This is a genomic window from Pseudomonas brassicacearum (assembly GCF_003732175.1).
GTDB lineage: Bacteria > Pseudomonadota > Gammaproteobacteria > Pseudomonadales > Pseudomonadaceae > Aquipseudomonas > Aquipseudomonas brassicacearum_G.
The window spans coordinates 44,338-65,680 of sequence record NZ_MOBI01000030.1 but is presented as its reverse complement, the minus strand read 5'-3'; the positions used below and the strand labels follow the sequence as shown (position 1 = coordinate 65,680).

The 21,343-nt window shown below is 59.5% G+C and carries 15 protein-coding genes; 1 reads left to right on the top strand and 14 read right to left on the bottom strand.

Annotated features, from left to right (window positions below):
• Positions 1–3: 3 nt before the first annotated feature.
• From BK658_RS26985 to BK658_RS26925, 13 genes are all read right to left on the bottom strand, one after another.
• Positions 4–963 carry an AAA family ATPase gene (locus BK658_RS26985; protein WP_019690591.1) on the bottom strand — a complete coding sequence of 320 codons (960 nt, stop codon included), beginning with the start codon at positions 961–963 and terminating at the stop codon, positions 4–6.
• 280 nt (positions 964–1,243) lie between these two features.
• The gene (locus BK658_RS26980) at positions 1,244–2,308 is read right to left on the bottom strand and encodes an autotransporter domain-containing protein (RefSeq protein ID WP_123584952.1); all 1,065 of its coding nucleotides are present in this window, start codon (positions 2,306–2,308) and stop codon (positions 1,244–1,246) included.
• A gap of 470 nt (positions 2,309–2,778) precedes the next feature.
• Positions 2,779–3,537, bottom strand: coding sequence for a PIG-L deacetylase family protein (locus BK658_RS26975; protein WP_123584951.1), 759 nt, complete (start codon positions 3,535–3,537; stop codon positions 2,779–2,781).
• 231 nt (positions 3,538–3,768) lie between these two features.
• Positions 3,769–5,928, bottom strand: a complete 2,160-nt coding sequence (glgX, locus tag BK658_RS26970; RefSeq protein ID WP_123584950.1) for a glycogen debranching protein GlgX — start codon at positions 5,926–5,928, stop codon at positions 3,769–3,771.
• A gap of 116 nt (positions 5,929–6,044) precedes the next feature.
• Complete coding sequence (locus BK658_RS26965; protein WP_123584949.1) at positions 6,045–6,362, bottom strand: DUF2934 domain-containing protein; 318 nt, start codon at positions 6,360–6,362, stop codon at positions 6,045–6,047.
• Between the two features lie 21 nt (positions 6,363–6,383).
• Entirely contained in the window at positions 6,384–9,170 is a 2,787-nt protein-coding gene (locus tag BK658_RS26960; protein ID WP_123584948.1) for a malto-oligosyltrehalose synthase, read from the bottom strand.
• Entirely contained in the window at positions 9,167–11,248 is a 2,082-nt protein-coding gene (gene malQ / locus BK658_RS26955; RefSeq protein WP_123584947.1) for a 4-alpha-glucanotransferase, read from the bottom strand. Before malQ ends, BK658_RS26960 begins: the two co-directional genes overlap by 4 nt.
• On the bottom strand, positions 11,245–13,050 hold the full coding sequence (gene treZ, locus BK658_RS26950) for a malto-oligosyltrehalose trehalohydrolase (RefSeq protein WP_123584946.1): 1,806 nt from the start codon (positions 13,048–13,050) through the stop codon (positions 11,245–11,247). The genes malQ and treZ overlap by 4 nt, the downstream gene beginning before the upstream one ends.
• A 13-nt stretch (positions 13,051–13,063) precedes the next feature.
• Positions 13,064–14,632: a glycogen synthase GlgA gene (gene glgA, locus BK658_RS26945; protein ID WP_123584945.1), complete on the bottom strand. Its 1,569-nt coding sequence runs from the start codon at positions 14,630–14,632 to the stop codon at positions 13,064–13,066.
• A 551-nt stretch (positions 14,633–15,183) separates the two neighbouring features.
• Positions 15,184–16,137: a D-2-hydroxyacid dehydrogenase family protein gene (locus BK658_RS26940; protein WP_123584972.1), complete on the bottom strand. Its 954-nt coding sequence runs from the start codon at positions 16,135–16,137 to the stop codon at positions 15,184–15,186.
• Positions 16,138–16,234: 97 nt separating this feature from the next.
• Positions 16,235–16,669 (bottom strand): YqaA family protein, encoded by a 435-nt coding sequence (locus BK658_RS26935; protein ID WP_123584944.1) that lies wholly within the window; start codon positions 16,667–16,669, stop codon positions 16,235–16,237.
• Complete coding sequence (locus tag BK658_RS26930; RefSeq protein WP_123584943.1) at positions 16,669–17,112, bottom strand: DUF411 domain-containing protein; 444 nt, start codon at positions 17,110–17,112, stop codon at positions 16,669–16,671. Before BK658_RS26930 ends, BK658_RS26935 begins: the two co-directional genes overlap by 1 nt.
• Before the next feature lie 141 nt (positions 17,113–17,253).
• The gene (locus tag BK658_RS26925; protein WP_123584942.1) at positions 17,254–19,248 is read right to left on the bottom strand and encodes a methyl-accepting chemotaxis protein; all 1,995 of its coding nucleotides are present in this window, start codon (positions 19,246–19,248) and stop codon (positions 17,254–17,256) included.
• A gap of 406 nt (positions 19,249–19,654) precedes the next feature.
• On the opposite strand from BK658_RS26925, the gene BK658_RS26920 reads away from it, so the two are divergent.
• Positions 19,655–20,191 carry a hypothetical protein gene (locus tag BK658_RS26920; protein WP_123584941.1) on the top strand — a complete coding sequence of 179 codons (537 nt, stop codon included), beginning with the start codon at positions 19,655–19,657 and terminating at the stop codon, positions 20,189–20,191.
• Between the two features lie 57 nt (positions 20,192–20,248).
• On the opposite strand, the gene BK658_RS26915 is transcribed toward BK658_RS26920, so the two are convergent.
• Positions 20,249–21,244: an aldo/keto reductase gene (locus tag BK658_RS26915; RefSeq protein ID WP_123584940.1), complete on the bottom strand. Its 996-nt coding sequence runs from the start codon at positions 21,242–21,244 to the stop codon at positions 20,249–20,251.
• Positions 21,245–21,343 lie beyond the last annotated feature (99 nt).

Genomic DNA, 21,343 nt, shown 5'->3' with positions numbered 1-21,343 from the left:
GGGTCAAGCGACGGCAACGACGTCGAGAATCCGCTGGACCACACGGTCCTGGTCAATACCAGCGGCTTCGGCTTCGAAGGAAAGAATGATGCGATGACGCAACACGTCGAACAGCACCGCTTGAATGTCTTCGGGGCTGACGAAGTCGCGACCGGCCAGCCAGGCGTGAGCGCGGGCGCAGCGGTCGAGGGCGATGGAGCCGCGCGGGCTGGCGCCATAGGCAATCCACTCGGACATTTCCGGGTCGAACTTGCCCGGCGTGCGGGTCGCCATGACCAACTGCACCAGGTATTCCTCCACGGCGTCGGCCATGTACAAACCGAGGATTTCCTTGCGCGCGGCAAATATCGCTTGCTGGCTGATCCGCCGCTCGGGCTTGGTTTCGCCGTGCAGCGCTTCACCGCGGGCCTGTTGCAGGATGCGCCGCTCGACGGCCGCGTCCGGGAAACCTATTTTGACGTGCATCAGGAAACGGTCGAGCTGGGCTTCAGGCAGCGGGTAGGTGCCTTCCTGTTCGATCGGGTTTTGGGTCGCCATGACCAGAAACAGCGGCGACAGCTCATACGTGCTGCGGCCCACGCTGACCTGCCGCTCGCCCATGGCTTCGAGCAAGGCCGACTGGACCTTGGCCGGTGCCCGGTTGATTTCGTCGGCCAGTACCAGGTTATGAAAGATCGGTCCCTGCTGGAACACGAAACTGCCAGTTTCCGGACGGTAGATCTCGGTACCGGTGATGTCGGCAGGCAGCAGGTCGGGCGTGAACTGGATGCGATGGAATTGTGCTTCGATACCTTCGGCAAGCTCTTTGATGGCCTTGGTCTTGGCCAGGCCAGGGGCGCCTTCGACCAGCATGTGGCCGTCAGCGAGCAGAGCGATGAGCAACCGCTCGATGAGTTTTTCCTGGCCGAGAATCTGCGTTGAAAGAAAGGTTCGCAGCGCAAGCAGCGCTTCACGATGTTCCATCGATGACTGTTCCTGGAGAGGGTGAGCAAAGGCGTTCGAATAACGCCAGGGCTGGGGGCGTTACTTTAATCCATCGCAGGGGGTGGAGACTAACGGCGATCAGGGATTTTTTGGGTTTTGTGGGCTGGTTTGGGGGATATTCAGGTTTTTTGCTGTGCAGAGCCTGAATCAGCGCTGTTTTGCGCGCGACCTGTGGGCGCATGGTTTGCCGGCGATGGCGATCTTACGGCTGCCATCGCTGGCAAACCGTGCGCCTACGGTTCGCAAATCTTCCTGACAGTCACCAACGCATCCGCACCCCGAGGCTGCCGATCAATCCATTCAAGTCGTTGTTAACGGTCGCGCTGTTGTAATCGCCGCTGACATACAGGCTGACAGTGGGTGTGACTCTGGCCACCAGGCCCAGTCCCAGTTCAATCGAGGACGCGTTCCGGCTGCTGCTGAGCTTGTCGACCTGGCCGAGGGTCACGGTGTCGCTGGTATTGACCGTATGCCAGAAGTTGGTACGAACATAGGGTTCGATCGGCAGGCCCTTGATGTCATAGCTGCCTTTCAAGCTTGCGCCGACCCTGCCGCTCCAGGACGTCAGGTCGGTGGATGAGGCATTGCCGCTACCGGCATACGGGGTGTCCAGGCTAATACGCTGGTTGATTAATTCCGCCTGGGGTTCGATTACCCAGTTTTCACTGATGCCGATGGGGAACCCGCCTTGCACCGAGAGGGTCATTGCGCTGCCTTCGGCCGCTTGGCGCTGGCCCTGATCATTGACGTTGTAACCATTGACCCGACCACCGCTGGCGGTCAAATCCACGTGCCAGCCGCTTGCGCCGGTCAGGCTCCAATAGGCGCCAAGATTGGGGCCTTGCACGTTGAGGGTGTTATTCGGGTCGACGATAGCAGAGCTGATCAACAGGCCATTGCCATTGCCCTGAAGCTGGTTTGTACCGCCCACCAGGCCAACGCGTTGAGTGCTGCCGGCGCTGCTTTGCAGGGTAATCAACGCCGGGCCCTTGAGTTCGGAACCGCTCATGCCGGAAAACGGTGAGCCGAGGACGTCGCGCTCTGCGCTTCTGGCAGGCTGGCCATAAACCCGATCCCAGGCAGAAGGAGCGGCTTGCTCGACTGTCAGCAACCGGTTATCAAGGCCGGGATTGCGCATGAAACGGATGTTGCTACTCGTATCAGCCGTCGGGAGGGTGAGCGTCGGGACATCTTGCTGATACCAAGGCGTCGCCTCGCCCTCGGCAGAGGACGCCTGAATTTCCATGGAGGTGCACAGCAATAACGAAGTGGAAACGGTGTACAGAGTGATTTTGATCTCGTGTTGAATGAGGGAGGTGTTCATGGAGGTCTACCTTGCACGCATGCCATATTTCTAATTGGCGTCTCTCCTACCCCGAATGAGGGGCGACCGATTTCATTGAGGCAAGACCCGGCGGCCCGCTTCAGCGGGTTTTCGGGGCTTGCCCCAGGAGGTAATTCCGGGGGTAGTAACGTTTAGCTAAGAAGACTGCTGGCATTGCGTCAAGAAATTGAACGATGAGCGGTACGACTAAATTAGGCTCTGCAAATGGCTGATAATTATTAATTATCTAAGTTGTTGTTTATTTGGGGGGTCGCCTTTTTGACGTCAAATCAGCGGTTTTTCCCACGTCAAAAAGACTTTGAAAATGCACTTTAAAGGCTCGCTGCAGAGGGGCGTAGAGGTGGGGCCACGGTTTGTTCCCTGGATTTTCTGTTCATGACTGCATGCGCTGATGCATTGGTCAGCAGCTCGGCGTTTTGAACAGGGCCAAGGCATCACACCGTTCGCGGTCACACAAAAATGATTTCATAGGGTTGACGCATCCGCGCCAGGATAGCCCTGGGTAGCTTCGGCGCGATGCCGATCTCGGGTTCACCGTTCAACTGGCTGGCGTACGCATGGGTGGCGTGGCATTTGCGTGCGACGGTCCAGGTGTCGAGGCGAACCTTGCGGGCGCGGTGCCAGGGAATCAGCCCATGATCGCGTGCGGGCCAGTGCCAGGCCCAGACCGGCACTTCATTGAAACTCGCTCCCACCATAAGGGCGGCTTTTGCGGTGGCTCGACCTACCGTGTCATGGTCGATGATGCCGTCCTCACTCCAGGTGCTGAATACCACATCACCCGGCCGCAGGTAGCGTGCGATGAATTGCGTCAATTGCAGTTCACGCTCTGCCAGCCCGTTGTCGGTGAAACCGCCGCGAATCCATTTCAGGCTATGCATGGGCAAACCGAGGCGACGCAGGGCTTCGACGCTTTCCTGTGGGCGGAACACACTCAGGCGCTTCTCCGACCACAGGTTCGAGCCTGGATGACCGGCGCTGCCATCGGTGATCGAGATCAATTGCAGGGGGTGGCCGAGGGTGGCGAACAACTGCAGCAGGCCACCGCAGGTCACGACTTCATCACCCGGATGCGGTGCGATCACCACCGCGCGAGCGCCTGCCGGGATAAGGGTAGATGTGCTGATGACGGGAATATTGTCCAGTTGCCGGGCAGTGTTCCAGATCTGCACAGGCAAACTACTGTCGACGAGGGTGCTGGATTTCATGGCGATACGTCCTTGTTCTGGTGTGCCGTCACACGTATTGCAGCTGGCTGAACACGCCAGCGCAGACCCCTTGCGGCCGGATGATCGCAGGGCACAGCGCTCCAAACCCTGGATTGCTGCGAGCAGAGTATTGCTCATAGATCACCATTCGTCGCCCCGTCACCTCCTCAATGAGCGTTTTTTTATGCAGTGGTTTGCTCAAGCACTGCCGACGAGGCGGGCAATTGCGTATCAGTCTTGCTCCTCATGCTGCAACTCGAACAGCAGCAATGAGCGTCCGGTTACCGAATATTGCTGATTGAAGTCGAATCGCTCCTGGCCCCAAATCAATGGTTGGTTGGTGTCAATCATGCAGGTCCAGAATCCGCCGTCAGGCACTTCTGGCAGCTGAAAATTGACAATGTCGTGATGAGCGTTAACCACCAGCAGCAAGGTAGCGTCGGCCCCTTTGCGACGGATTCCGGTTTCCTGCGCGCGTCCATCGAGCAACATGCCCAGGCATCTCCCGTGGCTGTCCTGCCATTGTTCGGTGGACATTTCGCTGCCGTCGGGTGCCAGCCAGGTGACGTCCTTGACGCCAATATCCTCGTTGTAATTGCCCACCAGAAAACGTCCGCGCCGCAGAATCGGATAGGCCAGGCGCAGCTTGATCAGGCGTTTGACGAATTTGAGCAAGGCCTTGCCGTCTTCGCTCAGGTCCCAGTTGACCCAGCCAATTTCGCTGTCCTGACAGTAGGCGTTGTTGTTGCCGTACTGGGTCCGGGCAAATTCGTCACCGGCCACCAGCATCGGTGTGCCTTGGGCCAGCAGCAGGGTTGCGAAGAAATTGCGCATCTGCCGCTGGCGCAGTGCATTGATCTCGGGATCGTCGGTGGGGCCTTCAACACCATGATTCCAGGACAGGTTGTGATGGGTACCGTCCTGATTGTTCTCGTCGTTGGCTTCGTTGTGCTTGTCGTTGTAAGAGACCAGGTCATTCAAGGTGAAGCCGTCATGGGCGGTGACGAAGTTCATGGAGGCGTAGGGACGGCGACCACGTTGATTGAACATCTCACCCGATGCCGTCATGCGCGCGGCGAAATCGGCGAGCTGGCCGTCATCGCCTTTCCAGAACGCGCGCACGGTGTCGCGGAATCGGTCGTTCCACTCGACCCAGCCCGGCGGAAAATGGCCGACCTGGTAGCCACCGGGACCAATGTCCCAAGGCTCGGCGATCAGTTTTACCTGACGCAGAATCGGGTCCTGGCGGCAGGCGACGAGGAAGCTGTGACGCTCGTCGAAACCGTCGTGATAACGCCCGAGTATGGTCGCCAGGTCGAAGCGGAAACCGTCGACGTGCATTTCGGTGGCCCAGTAACGCAGCGAATCGGTGACCATTTGCAGTACGCAGGGGTGGCTCAGGTCCAGCGTGTTGCCGGTGCCGGAATCGTTGATGTAGAAGCGCTTGTCGTCCGGTATCAAGCGGTAGTAGGACACATTGTCGATGCCGCGCATCGACAGGGTCGGGCCTTGTTCGTTGCCCTCGGCGGTGTGGTTGTAGACCACGTCCAGAATCACTTCAAGATTGGCTTCGTGCAGATGTGCAACCATTTCCTTGAATTCGGCGATCTTGCCACTGGCCAGGTAACGCGGATCGGGGGCGAAGAACGCGATGCTGTTGTAGCCCCAGTAATTGGTCATGCCCTTGTGCAGCAGGTGCTGATCGTTGACGAAAGCATGAATCGGCAATAACTCCACCGACGACACACCGAGTTTGCGGATGTGTTCCAGCAGGTCATCGACCATCAACCCGGCGAAGGTCCCGCGCAGCGCTTGCGGGACGGACGGGTGGCGCATGCTGATGCCGCGTACGTGAGCCTCATAAATGATCGTTCGATCCCACGGCACATTGACCCGATGGTCGTGGCCCCAGGTGTGCGCCGGGTCTATGACCTTGCACTTGGGCACGAAAGGCGCACTGTCGCGTTCATCGAAACTGAGGTCGGCGTCGGGGTGGCCAATGGTGTAGCCGAACAAGGCTTCGGACCACTTCAATTGCCCCACCAACTGCTTGGCGTAGGGGTCTATCAACAATTTATGGTGGTTGAAGCGGTGACCGTTTTGCGGGTCGTAAGGCCCATACACCCGGTAGCCATAGATCAGCCCCGGATGAGCGTCCGGCAAGTAGCCGTGAAAGATTTCGTCGGTGTATTCCGGTAGCTCGATACGTTCGAGCTCGACTTCGCCGGCATCGTCGAACAAACACAGTTCGACCTTGGTGGCGTTAGCCGAAAATATCGCGAAGTTGACCCCCAGACCATCCCAGTTCGCACCGAGCGGGAAGGGCAAGCCTTCACGGATTCGGGAGGCCTCGACGTGAGGTTCTGGCGCGGTTTTTTTTGGCGTGGTCATCATTGCTCCTGCAATTGGGCTTGGGTGATGGCGCCGGCATTGCTGGCCTCTCAAGGCCGCGTCATCCCCGAAGTGGCGAATCTGCTCGCCACGCGGTCAATCAGGATCGGGCACCCTCAACTGGCTGGCTTGCGTGGCGCTCGAGGCTTTTTCGCGGTCACAGGCTTTTCACCCGGTGGCGTTGCGACCTTGGCGGTTGTAGTGGCTTTGGTTTTGGGCTTGGTCGCAGTGGGTTTGCTGGCAGCTGTTTTGCTGTTGTTGGTTTTGCCGCTATTGGTTTTGCCGGTCCGGGCAGACTTGCTCGGGGCCAAGGCTTCGGCTTCTGCCAGCTTGCACGCCATCTCCCAGTGGCGCGTCTCCTGGCCTTCGGGTTTCCCCTCGGACTCCCAGATCAGATAGGCAAATTCACGAATGCGTTTGTCATCGGTACTCATCGCAATGCTCCTGAGTTGAACTCAAGTCTGGATAAACAGATTGACCGGGAAATCTCCCAGCGCGGCGCTGATCAGCAATTCCTTGTGGTGTGTGACTGCACCTGTTGTAAAAAGTCCCTTCAGCTTTTCTTCGGCGGCGGTGAATGGCAGTTTGACTCGGGTGTCGCCCCAGAGCAGGGCGGGCACCTGCGGTGTGGCACTGCTTTCCAGCAGCGACGCAACCCGCACTGGCACCAGCACAATCGCCCGTTGGCCGTTGAGTTCACGAGCGAAAGCCAACACTCGCCCAGCCTGGCTGCCCACCACCTGCAACGCTTGATAACGGCCCCGCCGAAACAGCTGCGGGTAGTGCGCGCGTACCGCCAGCGTGCGGGCGATCAACGCTTGTTTGATATGCCCGTCACGCCAGTTGTGCAGCAACTGTCGAGTGTCCACCGGGGTTTGCAATACGTGCTGGCGGACGCTGAAATCAACCGCTCGCCGATTGTCCGGGTCCACCAGGCTGAAGTCCCAGAACTCATTGCTCTGATACAGATCCGGAACCCCGGGCACCGTCATGCGCAGCAAGGTTTGCGCCAATCCATTCAGCGCGCCGCCGCAGGCAATCGCTTGCGCAGCATCGGCGATAGCGCCGCGTAAAGGCAGGCCTTCGGGGCTGAGCAGAAGGCGTTCGAGGAAGGCCCGAGTGGCCTGTTCATAAGGTTCGTTCGGTGCGCTCCAGCTGCTCTGGAGTTTGGCTTCACGCAGGGCTTTTTGCTGCCACTGCCACAGTCGTTCGGTGTAGGCCGTCATCGACTGCGCGTCTTCGCAATGCAGCTCCAGTGGCCAACTGGCGAGCAAGGTCTGGTAGAGCAGCAGTTCGTCCGCGGGTGAGGGCATCGATGGATCGCAGCGCAGGGCAGCACTCTGTGTCCGCCAACCTTCGACTGTTTCGGCATACCAGGTACTGCGTTCGCTGAGTAATGCCAGACGTGCGCGGCTGTCTTCACCGCGTTTGTGGTCATGGGTGGCGGTGGTCAGCAGCGAATCCGGGAATTCGCTGAGGCGTTGGCTGCACGCCGTGTGGAAGTCGGCGAGTGGGGTGCTGAACTGCTCGGTATTGAAGCCGACATCGTTACGCGACAACAATACGCCTGAGCGATAGAGCGCGGTGTCTTCCACGGCTTTGGCGGCGGTCGGCGAGGTCAGTTGCTGAAAGCGCACGCAGGCGTGCTTGAGGATCTTGCGTTGACGGCCCACCGGACGCTTGCGCCAGGGCTGCCCACCCAGCCACAGCGCCAGATAGTCGAGCACCGGCCAGTCGGCTTCGCCCAAGGTCTGGCGCGCGCCGTTCATCGCGTGTTGAAAAAACACCTCGTCTTGCGCCGAGCGCCCGCACGGGCCGATGTACGTTCGGTACACCGGGAAATGCACGATCAGTTCCTGCAATGCCCGACGAATCGCACCCAGGGTCATGTCTCGGCTCATCAGGTCATCGCGGGCTACTTGCAGCAAGGCTTGCGCGACACTTTCGAAGTCGCCGGCCAGCGAACCGTTGAGTGTCTGCTGCCGCGCCAGCTGCGCTTCCTCGATGAATGCCGCGGGCCGTTCGGTGTGTCGGCTCCACAGTTCGCCAAGGACTTGCTCGCCTTGCGGGTCGTGTTGCAGCAACGACAGCTGATTCATGAACTCATAGCCCGTGGTGCCATCGACCTGCCAGTCGCGACGCAGTGTTTCACCGTCGCCGAGGATTTTCTCGACATAGATCGGTATGTGCCGCAACGGTGACAAGGCGTTCACCCTGCGCCTGAGTTTGCGGCAATAACCACGCGGGTCCGCGAGTCCATCGATGTGGTCGATACGCAATCCATCCACCAGCCCCTCGGCAATCAGCTCGAAAATTTTTGCATGGGTGGCTTCGAACACGGCCGGGCGTTCGACCCGCAGCCCGGCCAGTTCATTGACGTCGAAGAAGCGCCGCCAGTTGATGTCATCGGCCGCCGTGCGCCAACTGGCCAGGCGATAGCTTTGGCGTTCGAGCAACTCGTGCAGCCGGCTGAAACCTTCGGGTTGGCGGGAGTCATGGAGGCTGAGGTTGTGCTCGATACAGCGCAAGATCGCCGGATCAGTCGCCAGTGTGATCAGCGCTTGCTGCAAGGGGGGCGCAAGGGAGTGGGCATCGGTCTGGTAATGCAGGGTGGTGAATTGATCGGCCAATGCCTTGAGTTGCAGTACCCGTTCGACGTCGAGCGAATCGTCAGGCTTGAGCAGCTCAGCGTAGTCGGTGGGGCAGATCGGAAAGAGGTGCTCATAGTGTTCGACATGGAAGCTGCCCCGTCCCGGATCGAAGTGCAGCGTCAGCGTGCCGTCCTGCAAGGCGCTGCCGTAATCGCTACCCAGAAACGGCAGCAATAGCTGGCCTTCGAGCAACGGGTCTGGCGAATGCCATTGAATGTCGAAAAACTCACCATAAGGACTCAGCCGCCCCCATTCCAGCAAGTCCAGCCACCAGGGATTGTCGGCGCCACCGACAGCCATGTGGTTGGACACGATGTCCAGGATCAGCCCCATGTTCTGGCCGCGCAGCGCGCTGACCAGTCGCCGCAGGGCTGCCTCGCCGCCCAGCTCGGGATTGACCCGGGTCGGGTCGACCACGTCATAGCCGTGCATCGACCCGGCCCGCGCACTCAACAGCGGCGAGGCATAGAGGTGGCTGATGCCTAAACCGCAGAAATACGGCACCAGCGGTACGGCGTCATCCAGGGTGAATCCCTGATGAAACTGCACGCGCAACGTCGCCCGTACCGAGACGGTTGGCACCTCACTCATTGATCACGCTCGGCTGCCTGAAGGCGTGCGCAAGCGAGCAGTTCCAGCCGTCGTGCGGCATCCGTATCGTCCAGCAGCACGTCGCTTTCATCGGCAAAGCGCCGACGCCAGTTCGGATGACTGTCGGTGGTACCGGGGAGATTGGCCTGCTCATCAATGCCCAGCGCATCTTCCAGCGGCAGCAGCACCAAGGGGGCGCGGGTATGACCCAGGAAGCGCACGCTGGCGTCGAGTACCTGGTCGGTCTCGTGGGTCTCCTCGCGGAAGTTTTGCGGGTCCTGACTCAAGGCCCGACGTAAACCTTCACGCTCGCGCTGACGGTGTTCACGCCATTGCTGTTCACCGTGGCTGTCGACCAGCCCCAACCGGACACTCCATTCGATGTCGCGACCATGCCACCAACCGTTGAGCGTCGGCAGGTCATGGGTGCTGGTGGTAGCCAGCGCGTTGTCCGACCAATCGAGAATCGGTTTGAAGTGTGCCCCGTGGTCCTGCTCGAACAGTAGTACGCGCATACCCAGGATCGAGCGGGCGATGAGTTTGTCGCGCAGGCCATCGGGCACGGTGCCGAGGTCTTCGCCGAGCACGATCGCCTGATGTCGATGGGACTCCAACGTCACCAAACGCAGCAGATCGTCCACCGGGTAATACAGATACGCGCCGTCACGCGGCGGCGCACCGAGGGGAATCACCCATAACCGCTGCAAACCCATGACATGGTCGATGCGCAGCCCCCCGGTATGGGCAAAATTGGCCCGCAGCATTTCGATAAACGCGCGAAACCCATTGCGTATCAGCCCTTCGGGGGAAAACGCGGAAATCCCCCAGCCTTGACCCGTGCGGTTGAGAATGTCCGGGGGCGCGCCGACGGTGAGGGCCGCCAGTAATTCGTCCTGACGACTCCAGGCCTGGCTGCCACCGCCATCTGCACCAACGGCCAGGTCGGCGATCAAGCCGATGCCCATGCCACTGCTACGCGCAACGGTTTGTGCGCGTTGCAAACTGCGGGCGATCAACCATTGGCAAAAGGCGTAGAAGCCGATGCGGTCTGCATTTTTCTCGGCAAATACCGTCAGTTCGGCACTGCGCGGGTCACGCCAGTGTTCAGGCCACTGGCGCCAGTCGAGGCTTTCGCCAAGGGCGGCACAGGCTTCCTGAAGCGCCTCGAAACGGCAGTGGTTTTCCAGGGCCTCGCCACCGCTGTGGCGAAAGCTGCTGAAGTCCGCGAACAAGGGATGATCACCCTGGGAGAAGCCTTCATACAGTGCTTGCAACAATTGCTGCTTGGCTTTGGCGGCGGCTGGCCAGTCAATCAGCGGTTGCTCTTCCAGGTGTTTGAGTTCGTCGGCCAATTCAGTGGCGTCGATGGCCAGGCGCAGGGCGCGTTCGCCGAGGATTTCCCCGGGTGAGGCGTACAGGCTGTTGAGAAACAAACGACTGGAGGGTGAGTAAGGGCTGAAGCGTTGTGTGTCGTTGCTGAACATCGCGTGCAGCGGGCTGATCGCTAACGCATCGGCGCCGCGTTCACCGGCAACGCGGGCGAGGTTTTCCAGTGCCTGCAGATCGCCGAAACCGCCGTCGCCGGGGCGCCGTAAAGAATACAATTGCACACTCAGGCCCCAGGCCCGGGGTATTGGGCTGTCAACGGCAGCAGCCACGCTATGGCACTGCAAGGGCGCGACAGCGAGAGTGAAGCATTGGCCAGCGATGCGAACGTCCTGATAGCCGACCGGGATCAGCCCCGGCAGAACCGCTTCGTCATCGAGTTTCAGATGGAGAATCGTGCCGTCTTCCAGGTGAATCTCGCAGGGCGTTTCAGGGGCAAAGTGACGCGCGAGGTCGAGGCCGGCGCCGAAGTCGACCGTCATCAATGGCGGTAAGCGTTTGTTTTGTTGGTTCTGTTGCAGTTCCTGCAGGCTGGCGTCGATTTCCTGAGCGCTGCCAGCCGGGTGGCCGAGTCCGCTGAGGATCGCTCGCAATGCCGCCGGTGCGACTTTTTGTGGCCGGCCGTTGGCGTCGATCCAGTCGACTGCCAGGCCGGCTCGGCTGGCGAGAATTTCCAGTTGCGCATCGCTCATGGGCGCTCTCCAATGGGGGGTAGCAAGGGTGCCGCTGCGGTCAGGCTGACGAGCGCGCAGCAGGGGGCGAGAGTGCCTTGTTGCAGGTGTTCGAAGGATTGCTGCGGGTACTCGAACAGCAGCCGGGAGTTGGGTTGTGGTGAATGGGGCACAGGCTCCGCGGTGAGGCTCAGGTCGATGCACAGCAGGCTGCCATCGCCCATGTGCCAACGCGCACTTACCGCGCCCGTTGCCAGCACCGTGGCGCCTAGCGCGTGAGCACCGGGCAGGCGCGGGATGATTTCTCGATGACGGATCAGCAGCAACTGTCGGTACAGCGTCAGGGTCGCTTGCTGTGTCAGCGGTTCAGATGACGACAGTGTCGGGCGCGAAGCCGTGAACGTGTGCACAGCATTCGGGTCGGGAATCTGCTCGCGGGTGTGCGGATCGGCAAAAGCGCTGAACGCCGCAAACTCATTGCGGCGACCTTCTCGCACCTGCCTGGCTAACACGCCATGGTGGCTGGTGAAAAACAGAAACGGCTCGTCAGCGGCGTATTCGTCGCCCATGAACAGCAACGGGATCATCGGTGACAACAACAGAAGGACCGTCGCTGCGTGCAACGCCTGAGGTGCAGTCAACTGGTGGAGACGCTCGCCAAAGGCACGGTTGCCGATCTGGTCATGGTTTTGCAGAAACAGCACGAAGGCACTGGGCGGCAAATGCCCACTGGGTTCGCCTCGGGCATGGCCATGTCGATTGGTATGACCCTGATAGACGAAACCCTGGCTCAGGCAGCGGGCCAGTTTTTCGGTGGGTCGCTCGGCAAAGTCTGCGTAATAAGCCTCGGTTTCTCCGGTCAGCAGTACATGCAGCGCGTTGTGCCCATCGTCGTTCCACTGCGCGTCGAAGCCCTGCTCCAGCAGGCTGGCCTGGTTGTGCTCGTTTTCCAGGGTGAGCCAGACATGACGGGATGGGTCGATATGCTCGCGCACTATCGCCGCCAGTTCCTGAAGGAAATCCGGATCTTCGATGGCATGTACCGCATCCAGACGCAAGCCGTCGAAGCGGTACTCAAGGAGCCACATCAGTGCGTTGTCGATAAAGAAGTCGCGCACCTCGCGACGGCGGAAATCAATGGCCGCGCCCCAAGGCGTATGCAGGTCTTCGCGGAAAAAGCCCTTGGCATAGTGATGCAGGTAATTGCCGTCCGGGCCGAAATGGTTGTAAACCACGTCGATGATCACGGCCAGACCCAGGCCGTGGGCACTATCGATCAGGTGCTTGAGCGCATCAGGCGTGCCATATGACGATTGCGGGGCATAGGGCAGCACGCCGTCGTAGCCCCAGTTACGCTCGCCGGGAAACTGCGCCAGGGGCATCAGTTCGATCGCGGTAACGCCCAATTCGGCCAGCCGTGGCAGGTGCTTTTCGACTTCGGCAAAACCACCCAGCACACCCACGTGCAGTTCGTAGATCACCGCTTCATGCCAGGGGCGGCCTTGCCACAAGAGGTGCTGCCAACGGTAAGCGTGGGGGTCAACCACCACGCTGGGTGATGCAAGACCGCCGGCTTGAGCCCGGGATGCGGGGTCCGGCACGTCGCGTTCGCCATCGATGTTGTAGCGATAGTGAGTTCCGGCCGGGCAGCGGGTCTCAATCACGAACCAGCCGTCCGCCTGAGGCAGCATCGGCTGTGATTGCCCGTCTTCAAGCTCGACACTCACATAAAACGCATCTGGCGCCCACAGGGCGAACCGGGTGTGTTCGGCATCCAGCATGACGGCGCCGTGGGGCCAGGTTTCCAGAGTCCGTAACGGCATTCAAGAATCCCTCTCACTGCTTGACCGACTGACCCAACGCCTTGGCGACCAGTTGCTCATAGAGTTCAGCGTAGGGTTCGACCGCTTTGCACCAATTGAACGGCGCGGCCATGGCCCGGCAACGCATCGCGTTCAACAGGGGCGGGTGGGCGAACACCTTGAACGCCCGACTCAAGGCTTCCTCGTAGCTGGCAACCGTCGACTCATCGAAGAGAAAACCGGTGACGCCGTTGTCGATGGTGTCGGCCAGCCCGCCGGTATTGCGCGCGACCGGCAACGAGCCGAAACGCTGCGCATACATCTGGCTCAAGCCGCACGGTTCATAACGTGAAGGCATCAACAGGAAATCACTGCCGGCGAACATCCGCCGCGCATCGGTTTCGTTAAAACCGATGCGTACACCGATCTGCCCCGGAAAACGCAGGGCGAGGGCGCGCATGGCTTGTTCTTCTTCCGGTTCGCCACGGCCGATGATCGCGATTTGCCCACCCGAAGAGACGATGAACTCGGACACGGCTTCGGTCAGGTCCAGGCCTTTTTGGTAGACCAGTCGCGAAACCACGGCGAACAGCGGACCCTTGGAATCCTTCAGGTCGAACAGTTTGCGCACGTGGGCAGCATTCACCGCCTTGCCGTCCCAGTCACCGATGCTGAACGGGCAAAACAGGTGGGGGTCGGTCGCCGCATCCCAACTTTCGTCGATGCCATTCGGGATGCCGCTGAGCAGGCCTTGCTGGGTCTTGCTGGCGAGGAAACCGTCGAGACCGCAGCCGAAGGCCGGGGTGGTGATTTCCTGGGCGTAGGTCGCGCTGACGGTGGTGATATGGCTCGAATAGGCCATGCCAGCCTTGAGGAACGACAGTTTACCGTAGAACTCCATGCCTTCCTGTTGCAGGGCATGTTCGGGAATACCCAGTTCGGGGCAAGAGGCGAGGCTGACCACGCCTTGATAAGCGAGGTTATGAATGGTGAACAGGGTCGGCGTACGCTGACCACGCCAGTGCATGTAGGCCGGGGCCAAGCCTGCGGGCCAGTCATGGGCGTGCACCAGATCCGGGCGCCAGTGAATGTGTGCCAGGTTGGCGGCGATGTCGGCGGCAGCCAGGCCCAGACGGGCAAAACGAATGTGGTTGTCCGGCCAGTCGCGGCCATTGTTGGCGCCGTAAGGCGAGCCTTCGCGTTCGTACAGTTCGGGGCAGATCAAGACGTAGATGACCAGCCCGTCGGGCATGTCCATGCGGCCGATCTTGCAGGGTGGCAAAGCAGCGTGCCCGCCCAGTTCGCCGATGATGTGGATCGGGTTTTCGCTCTGCATCACTTGCCGATAACCGGGGATCAATATCCGGACATCGTGCAAATGGGCCATGGCTCGGGGCAATGCGGCAGAAACGTCACCCAGGCCACCGGTTTTCACCAGGTCGGCGATTTCCGAGGTCACGAACAGCACTTTCTTTTTGTTTGGATTCTGACGTGGAGCGGGCAGTACCGTTTTCGCGCCCGGGGCAAGAACCGACATCGAGGTCGGCTCGCCGACTTGCTGGTGAGAACGCTCTCCCTGGATTTCTAAAGCGGCACCGTTCATGTGTTTCTCCCGTTTTATTGATCTGTTTCAGGCATCTCACCCCATGAAGCAGGCGGCCAGTTCCTGTGGCCGGGCGCAAAAGCGCTACGCAAGGAGCAGCAAACGCTGGTCGATGCGCTGAATCTGAAAGGCTGTAGTGGTCGTTGCAAGGATTGCACCAGTCGCTGCGGCCCCACCTTTAACCTGACCCGTTGCGTCGGCAGAAAGTTTCGATTTTTTCCCCACGAAATGACCGGCCGGTTTCCAGTCACAAAATGGAGTCTAGGTCAGAACTTAGAGCGGGGTGTGTGACGTTTTGAAATTGTTCGACAATCGGTCTGACGTCACGATTTCCGCGCTCAATGAGCTGCGCCCGCACCGACGAAGTGCAGGTTCTGTCGCCGCCAAGGCACAAAAAGGGGGAGGCGGTTGCCAGAGAGTGGAGCGTGGCAAAGAGTTGTCCGCACTGTATTGGTGCGAACAACTTGTAGAAGAAGACACTGCCAACCCCGTAGCAGCCAGCTGCTACGGATTGTGTGTCGGGACAGCGGTCACGGAATTTTCGGTATGGCCTAATTCAACATCCGGATCGAATGGCCGGTTGTCCAGGCTTGAATATCTTCAATCATCTGTGAAAAGAACAGCCGATAGTTCTGCTCACTGACATAGCCGACATGCGGTGTGGCCAGTACGTTGGGCAATGTCCGAAATGGATGGTCGACGGCTAATGGCTCGCGCTCGAAGACATCCAGCGCTGCACCCTTCAGGCGGTTCTGTTCAAGGGCCCGGATCAATGCGGCTTCATCGACAATCGGTCCGCGCGCGGTATTGATCAGTAATGCAGACGGTTTCATCCAGCCGAGTGCCTGTTCATCGACCAGGCCCCGGCTGCGCTCGCTGAGCACCAGATGGATCGACAGCACATCGGCTTGCTCGAACAGCTCGCGCTTGCTGACATACGTAACCCCGGCTTCGGCTGCGCGCTCGGCGGTGAGGTTTTCGCTCCAGGCGATAACGCGCATCCCGAACACCTGGCCGAACTCGGCGATCCGTTTGCCGATGCTGCCCAGGCCCAGAATACCCAGGGTCTTGCCGTACACGTCGCCGCCCAGGCCTTGTTGCCAGTGACCGGCACGCAGGGCGTTGGCCTCTGCAAGCAGATTGCGGGTCAGGGCCATGATCAGCGTCCAGGTCAATTCGGGCGCCGCCTGTTTGTAGCTGTCGGTCCCGCAAACCTGAATCCCCAACGCAGCAGCGGCCTTGAGGTCGATGGCGGCATTGCGCATGCCGCCGGTGACCAGCAATTTCAGCTTGGGCAGGCTACGCAGGAGTGCTTCGTCGAACAGCGTGCGCTCGCGCATCACGCATATCACCTCGAAGGATCGCAGGCGGTCGCTCAGTGTGGCGTGGTCGGCAGGGTAGTCATGCAAAAAACTGACCTCGCCGATGCCGTCCAGCACCGACCAATCGACCACATTGCGGGCCACACCCTGCCAGTCATCGATCACCGCAATCTGCACAGTCATGAGCATTGTCTCTTCAAAGGGGGGCGTGGATTTAACCGTTGGCCGAGGCTGTAACGTCGCGATTATGGCGACATTAACAAGGAGGCGCACCCAAGGTTCAAGGCATCCAGCCCAGTGTCGCCAGCGCCAGCACACCATAACGCGCGCCTTTGGCGAAGGTCACGATCAGCAAAAAACGCCCCACGGGTTCTCGCATCACGCCGGCCACCAGGGTCAGTGGGTCGCCAATGATCGGCACCCAGCTCAGCGGCAGTGACCAATGGCCATAACGTTGATAGTGAGTGCGGGCTTTTTTCAGATGAACAGGGCTGACCGGAAACCAGCGACGCTCCCTGAAGCGCCCGACGCTGCGTCCTAGCCACCAGTTCAGCAACGAACCCAGTACGTTGCCGAGCGTGGCGACGGCGAGCAGCCACCACAACCCATGCTCGCCGTTGAGCAGCAACCCCACCAGCACGGCCTCGGACTGCAACGGTAACAACGTCGCGGCACCGAATGCCGCGAAGAATAGCCCGAGATAGCCAGCGAGCATTACCGGGCCGGGTAGTCGGCGATCACTTTATCGGTGCCATTTTTAGTCAACCCTATGACCTGATAAGCATCGGCCATGCCGTCCATTTCCATGCCTGGCGAGCCCATGGGCATACCCGGCGCGGCCGCGCCGAGCAGGTCGGATTGACTCAAGGCCAGTACCTGTTCGGCGGGGACATGGCCTTCGACGAATTTGTCGTTGATCACCGCGGTGTGGCACGAAGCCAGTCGCGGCGGGACGCCGAGGCGCTGCTTGACTTCGCTCATGTTGGTTTCAACATGATCGTTGACCTTGAAACCATTGGCTTCCAGGTGCGCGATCCATTTTTTGCAGCAACCGCAATTGGCATCGCGGTGGACATCGATCGGAATCCGCTCGGCGGCCTGGGCCAGGGAACTGATGAACAGGGCGCCAAGGGCGGCTAGACGAAGTGTGGTTTTCATCGGTTATCTCTCGTTGATCATCTCACGCAGCGCATTTTGCCCATTTCTCCCGATGAAATAGGGCGCTTATGTTTCAAAGTTATACGTGGATATCCCTTGAAGGTTATGCCCACGCGAAACGCGCGGGCGGCATTCACGGGTTCACTTGACCTTGAAACGCCCCATGATCGAACTGACCCGGCTATTGGCGTCCAGCAACTGGCGCGTATTGAGGTCGGTGGCGTGACCGCTTTGCACCAGCTCTTCGACCATATGGCGGATCTGCACCATGCTGCGATTGATCTCCTCGGTCACTGCGCTTTGTTGCTCGGCGGCAGTGGCGATCTGAGTGCTGAGGCTGTTGATGTGGCTGACCGAACCGGCCATTTCGTCCAGCCCGGCGTTGACTCGCGCTGTCGCATCGGCGGCGGACTGACAGCTGGCCTGGGTGTTTTCCATTGCCGCCACCGAAGAACTGACACCCTGGGTCAGACGACTGAGCATCTCGTTGATCTCCGAGGTGCTGGCCTGGGTGCGGGCGGCGAGGGCGCGGACTTCATCGGCGACCACGGCAAAGCCTCGACCTTGTTCACCGGCTCGCGCGGCTTCAATCGCGGCGTTGAGTGCCAGCAAGTTGGTTTGCCCGGCAATGGCGCCGATCACCCCGAGGATTTCGGTGATGCGCTGGGCGTCCTGCTGCATGCTTTCGACTTTGTGGGTGGCGCTGGCCACTTCGCCGATCAATGCGCTCACGCTGCTTGAGGCTTCGCCCACCACCACTCGCGAGCGGTCGGCGTGTTCGTTGGCGCGCTGGGTAAACGCGGCGGTTTGTGCGGCGTTCTCGGCGACGCTGTCGGCGGTCGAGCTCATCTCGGTGATAGCGGTGACGGTCTGGTCGGTCTCCGAGGCGTGACGCTGCAGGATCTGGTTGGTATGCGCCGAGGTCTGTTGCAGGTTTTCCAGGCTTGAGGCCATGGCGCCCGTGGCCTGGGTGACTTCGCCGATCATGTTTTGCAGGTAGGCGATAAAGGTGTTGACCGAATGACCGATTGCGCCCAGTTCATCCTCGGCGCGAATGGTGATGCGCCGGGTCAGGTCGGCGTCGCCGGTGGACAGCGCATCAATGTTGGCTTTCAAGGCTTTCATGCGCTGGATCAGTTGGCGGATTGCGTAGATTTGCAGCAGCACCAGCAGCAAAACCATCGGGGTCTGCAACAGACTCAAAGTGCTCAATACATCGTCGCGTTGAGCGGTGATCAGGCTGGTCGGCAGAGTGGTGGCGAGGAACCACGGCGTGCCTTCGATCGGACGCATGAAGAAGGTATTCGCCACACCTAGATTGTCGAATTCGACGCGTTGCAGCGAAACGTCACGGCGCTCCAGTGCGGTTTTGATCTGTGCCGCAAACGGTGAGTTACCAGCCAATTCACGGATGTTTTTCAGGACAATCGGACCACTGATGCGCGAGCTGTTGCTGATGATCTTGCCGTCGGCCTCGACGATCAGCATTTCGGCGCCCAGGTCTTTTTCCTTGCGCGCTACCAGGTCATTGAAAAAGCCCAGGGTAACGTCAATGGTCGCGACCCCGTACGGCACGCCGCCGCGGGCTATTGCCATGGCGCAGTTGGTACGCGGTTCGGCGCTGGCGTCATCCTTATAGGCCGCAGCCCAGGCGCATTGGCCGCGGGGTGTCTGCATGCCGCCCTTGTACCAGGACTGATCGTAATAGTTGGGCGCCGCGTCACTGTTCCAGAAGGTGTTAACGGCCAACTTGCCCGACGCATCCCGGTGCCAGAAGGTACTGAATTTGTTGCGTCCGGCTTCGCGCTGGCCAGGCAACGGCCAGATCCCGCCACCAAACACCTTCAGCTCACCGTACTGGTCCACGAGGCCAGGCAACACGGTGTCGATGGTCGCGCTGTCGAGCAGGGGAATGGTCTGGGTGATGCTGCGTTGTTGCGCTTGAACCTTGTTCAGTTCGCCCTGGATCTGTTCGGCCACTTCGGCAATACGGTTCAGGGCCACCTGTTCTTCCGTGTGCCGAAGTTTCGGCGCGACCAACTGGCTGATGCCCACCACCGTCAAGGCGAATAACAACAGGATAAACAACACCAGAAACAGTGTGTAACGGGCTTGAATGGTACGGAATGCGGGCATTGGACCTGTCCTTGTGCTGAGCGCTCTTGTTGATTTATTGCGGCGTTTAGCAGCTATCGGCCCGCGGCAGGCCGACTTTAGTACCATGGTCCCAAATCAGGTCTTTTACAGACGACCGGTTGGTCATGGACATGAGCCATGTGCGGTTTCATTCCGGGCTGGTGACGTGGTTTCTTTCGGGGTTATCAGCCTGATTCAGTGACGGTCTGATTGTTAAACAATTGTTTCAAGTCAATGAATTCAAGGGTTTGGTGATTTGTATCCGAATTGTACAAGAATTGTTAAAAGCTGAAATATTTCTAGGTGGAGGGGCGCTGGCACATTGATACTCGCGTACCAATTCATCGGTTGAACAAGGACTTTTTATGGTCACCTTACAAGGACGTCTGCACACAGGGACATTGTCATGACTATCGGTTATGTCGGAGGCTGGACCAGCAAGGCCGGATTACTGATTCGCGAGGGCGGGACGAGTGGCAGTAAACCCGTAGCGCAGAGCGTCAAGGTCAAGCAAATGCTCGCACTGGTGGGCAACGACCCATTGGCGCTGAATACCACGAAAATGAACGAGCAGAAGCTCTACAAGAATTTCAAGGGATTCGACCCCGAGACCGTCACGGTCAAACAGCTCGGAAACATCAGCGCCTTTTTGCGTGATCGCGGTTTGATCAGCGATGTGACGGCCCTGACGCTGCTCAACGCCGGCGACAAGTTCGATCGCTTTGGGGTGCCGAAAAACCTGGATGAAAAATTCAATGCGCTGGAGTACTTCGCCACGCAGCTGGATAACATCCAGAGCAACAACCTCAAAGGCAACAAGTACGCCAACCACCTGATTCCCGAGTACAAGAAGGCGATTTACGTCCTGCAGAACCTGAAGACTTATGGCATGGGCAATGGCCCCGCCGTCCCGAACACCAAGGGTGTCAGCGGCAAAGCCTGATCTTCAAGTGCAACAGGCCCGTCATACACAGCATGAACGGGCCTGCGATGCTCAATGTTATCGATCGAGCATCTGCATGACGGCTTGCGGGTAACGCGCTCCGAGCACCGCGTCATCCGGAAAAATCGCCTCCAGCGCCGACAAGTCTTGCGGACTTAATACAACGTCCAGCGCGGCGACATTCTCCTCCAGATATTTGCGTTGCTTGGTGCCCGGAATAGGGATCAGGTAATCACCTTGTGCCAGTACCCAGGCCAACGCCAGTTGCCCGGCGGTCACACCTTTTTCTGCCGCCAGCGTTTGCACCTGCCGGACCAACTGCAAATTCCTGTTGAAGTTTTCGCCCTGAAAGCGCGGGCTGAAGCGCCGGTAGTCGTCCGCTGCAAAATCGTCGGGACTTTTCAGGGCGCCAGTCAGAAAGCCTCGACCGAGCGGGCTGTACGGCACAAAGGCAATCCCCAGGCGCTGGCAGGTGGCCAGGCAATCGTTGTGCTCCTGATCGCGACTCCACAGCGAGTATTCACTTTGCAGCGCGCTGATCGGGTGAACCTTATGTGCTCGTTCGAGGGTTATCGCCGAGGCTTCGCTCAAGCCGAGGTAGCGCACTTTACCGGCCTGGACCAGTTCGGCCATGGCACCTACGGTTTCTTCGATGGCCACGTCCGGATCGACGCGATGCTGGTAGTACAAGTCCAGAGTGTCTACGCCCAGGCGTTTCAGCGTGCCGTCGATGGCGGCACGGACGTACTCCGGCCGGCCATCGACTCCGCGTGCAGTGGGGTTGGCCGGATCACGCACGATGCCGAATTTACTGGCCAGGAACACCTGATCGCGCTTGCCCGCAATCGCTTTGCCAATCAGTTCTTCGTTGGTGTGCGGGCCATACATATCGGCAGTATCGAGCAAGTTGATACCCAGATCCATGGCGCGATGCAATGTCGCCAATGCCTCGCGGGTATCGCCGCCCGTGGTGTAGAAGTCGGTCATGCCCATGCAGCCCAGACCGATCGCAGAAACCTGAGGGCCGTTTTTGCCCAATTGACGAGTGTGCATGGTGTCGCTCCTTTTTTGATGTGGACCCATTGTTGCGCTCGACAAAAACAAGATAAACCGGCTAAAAGCGCTATCACTGTTTGTAATTTCTAAATAATC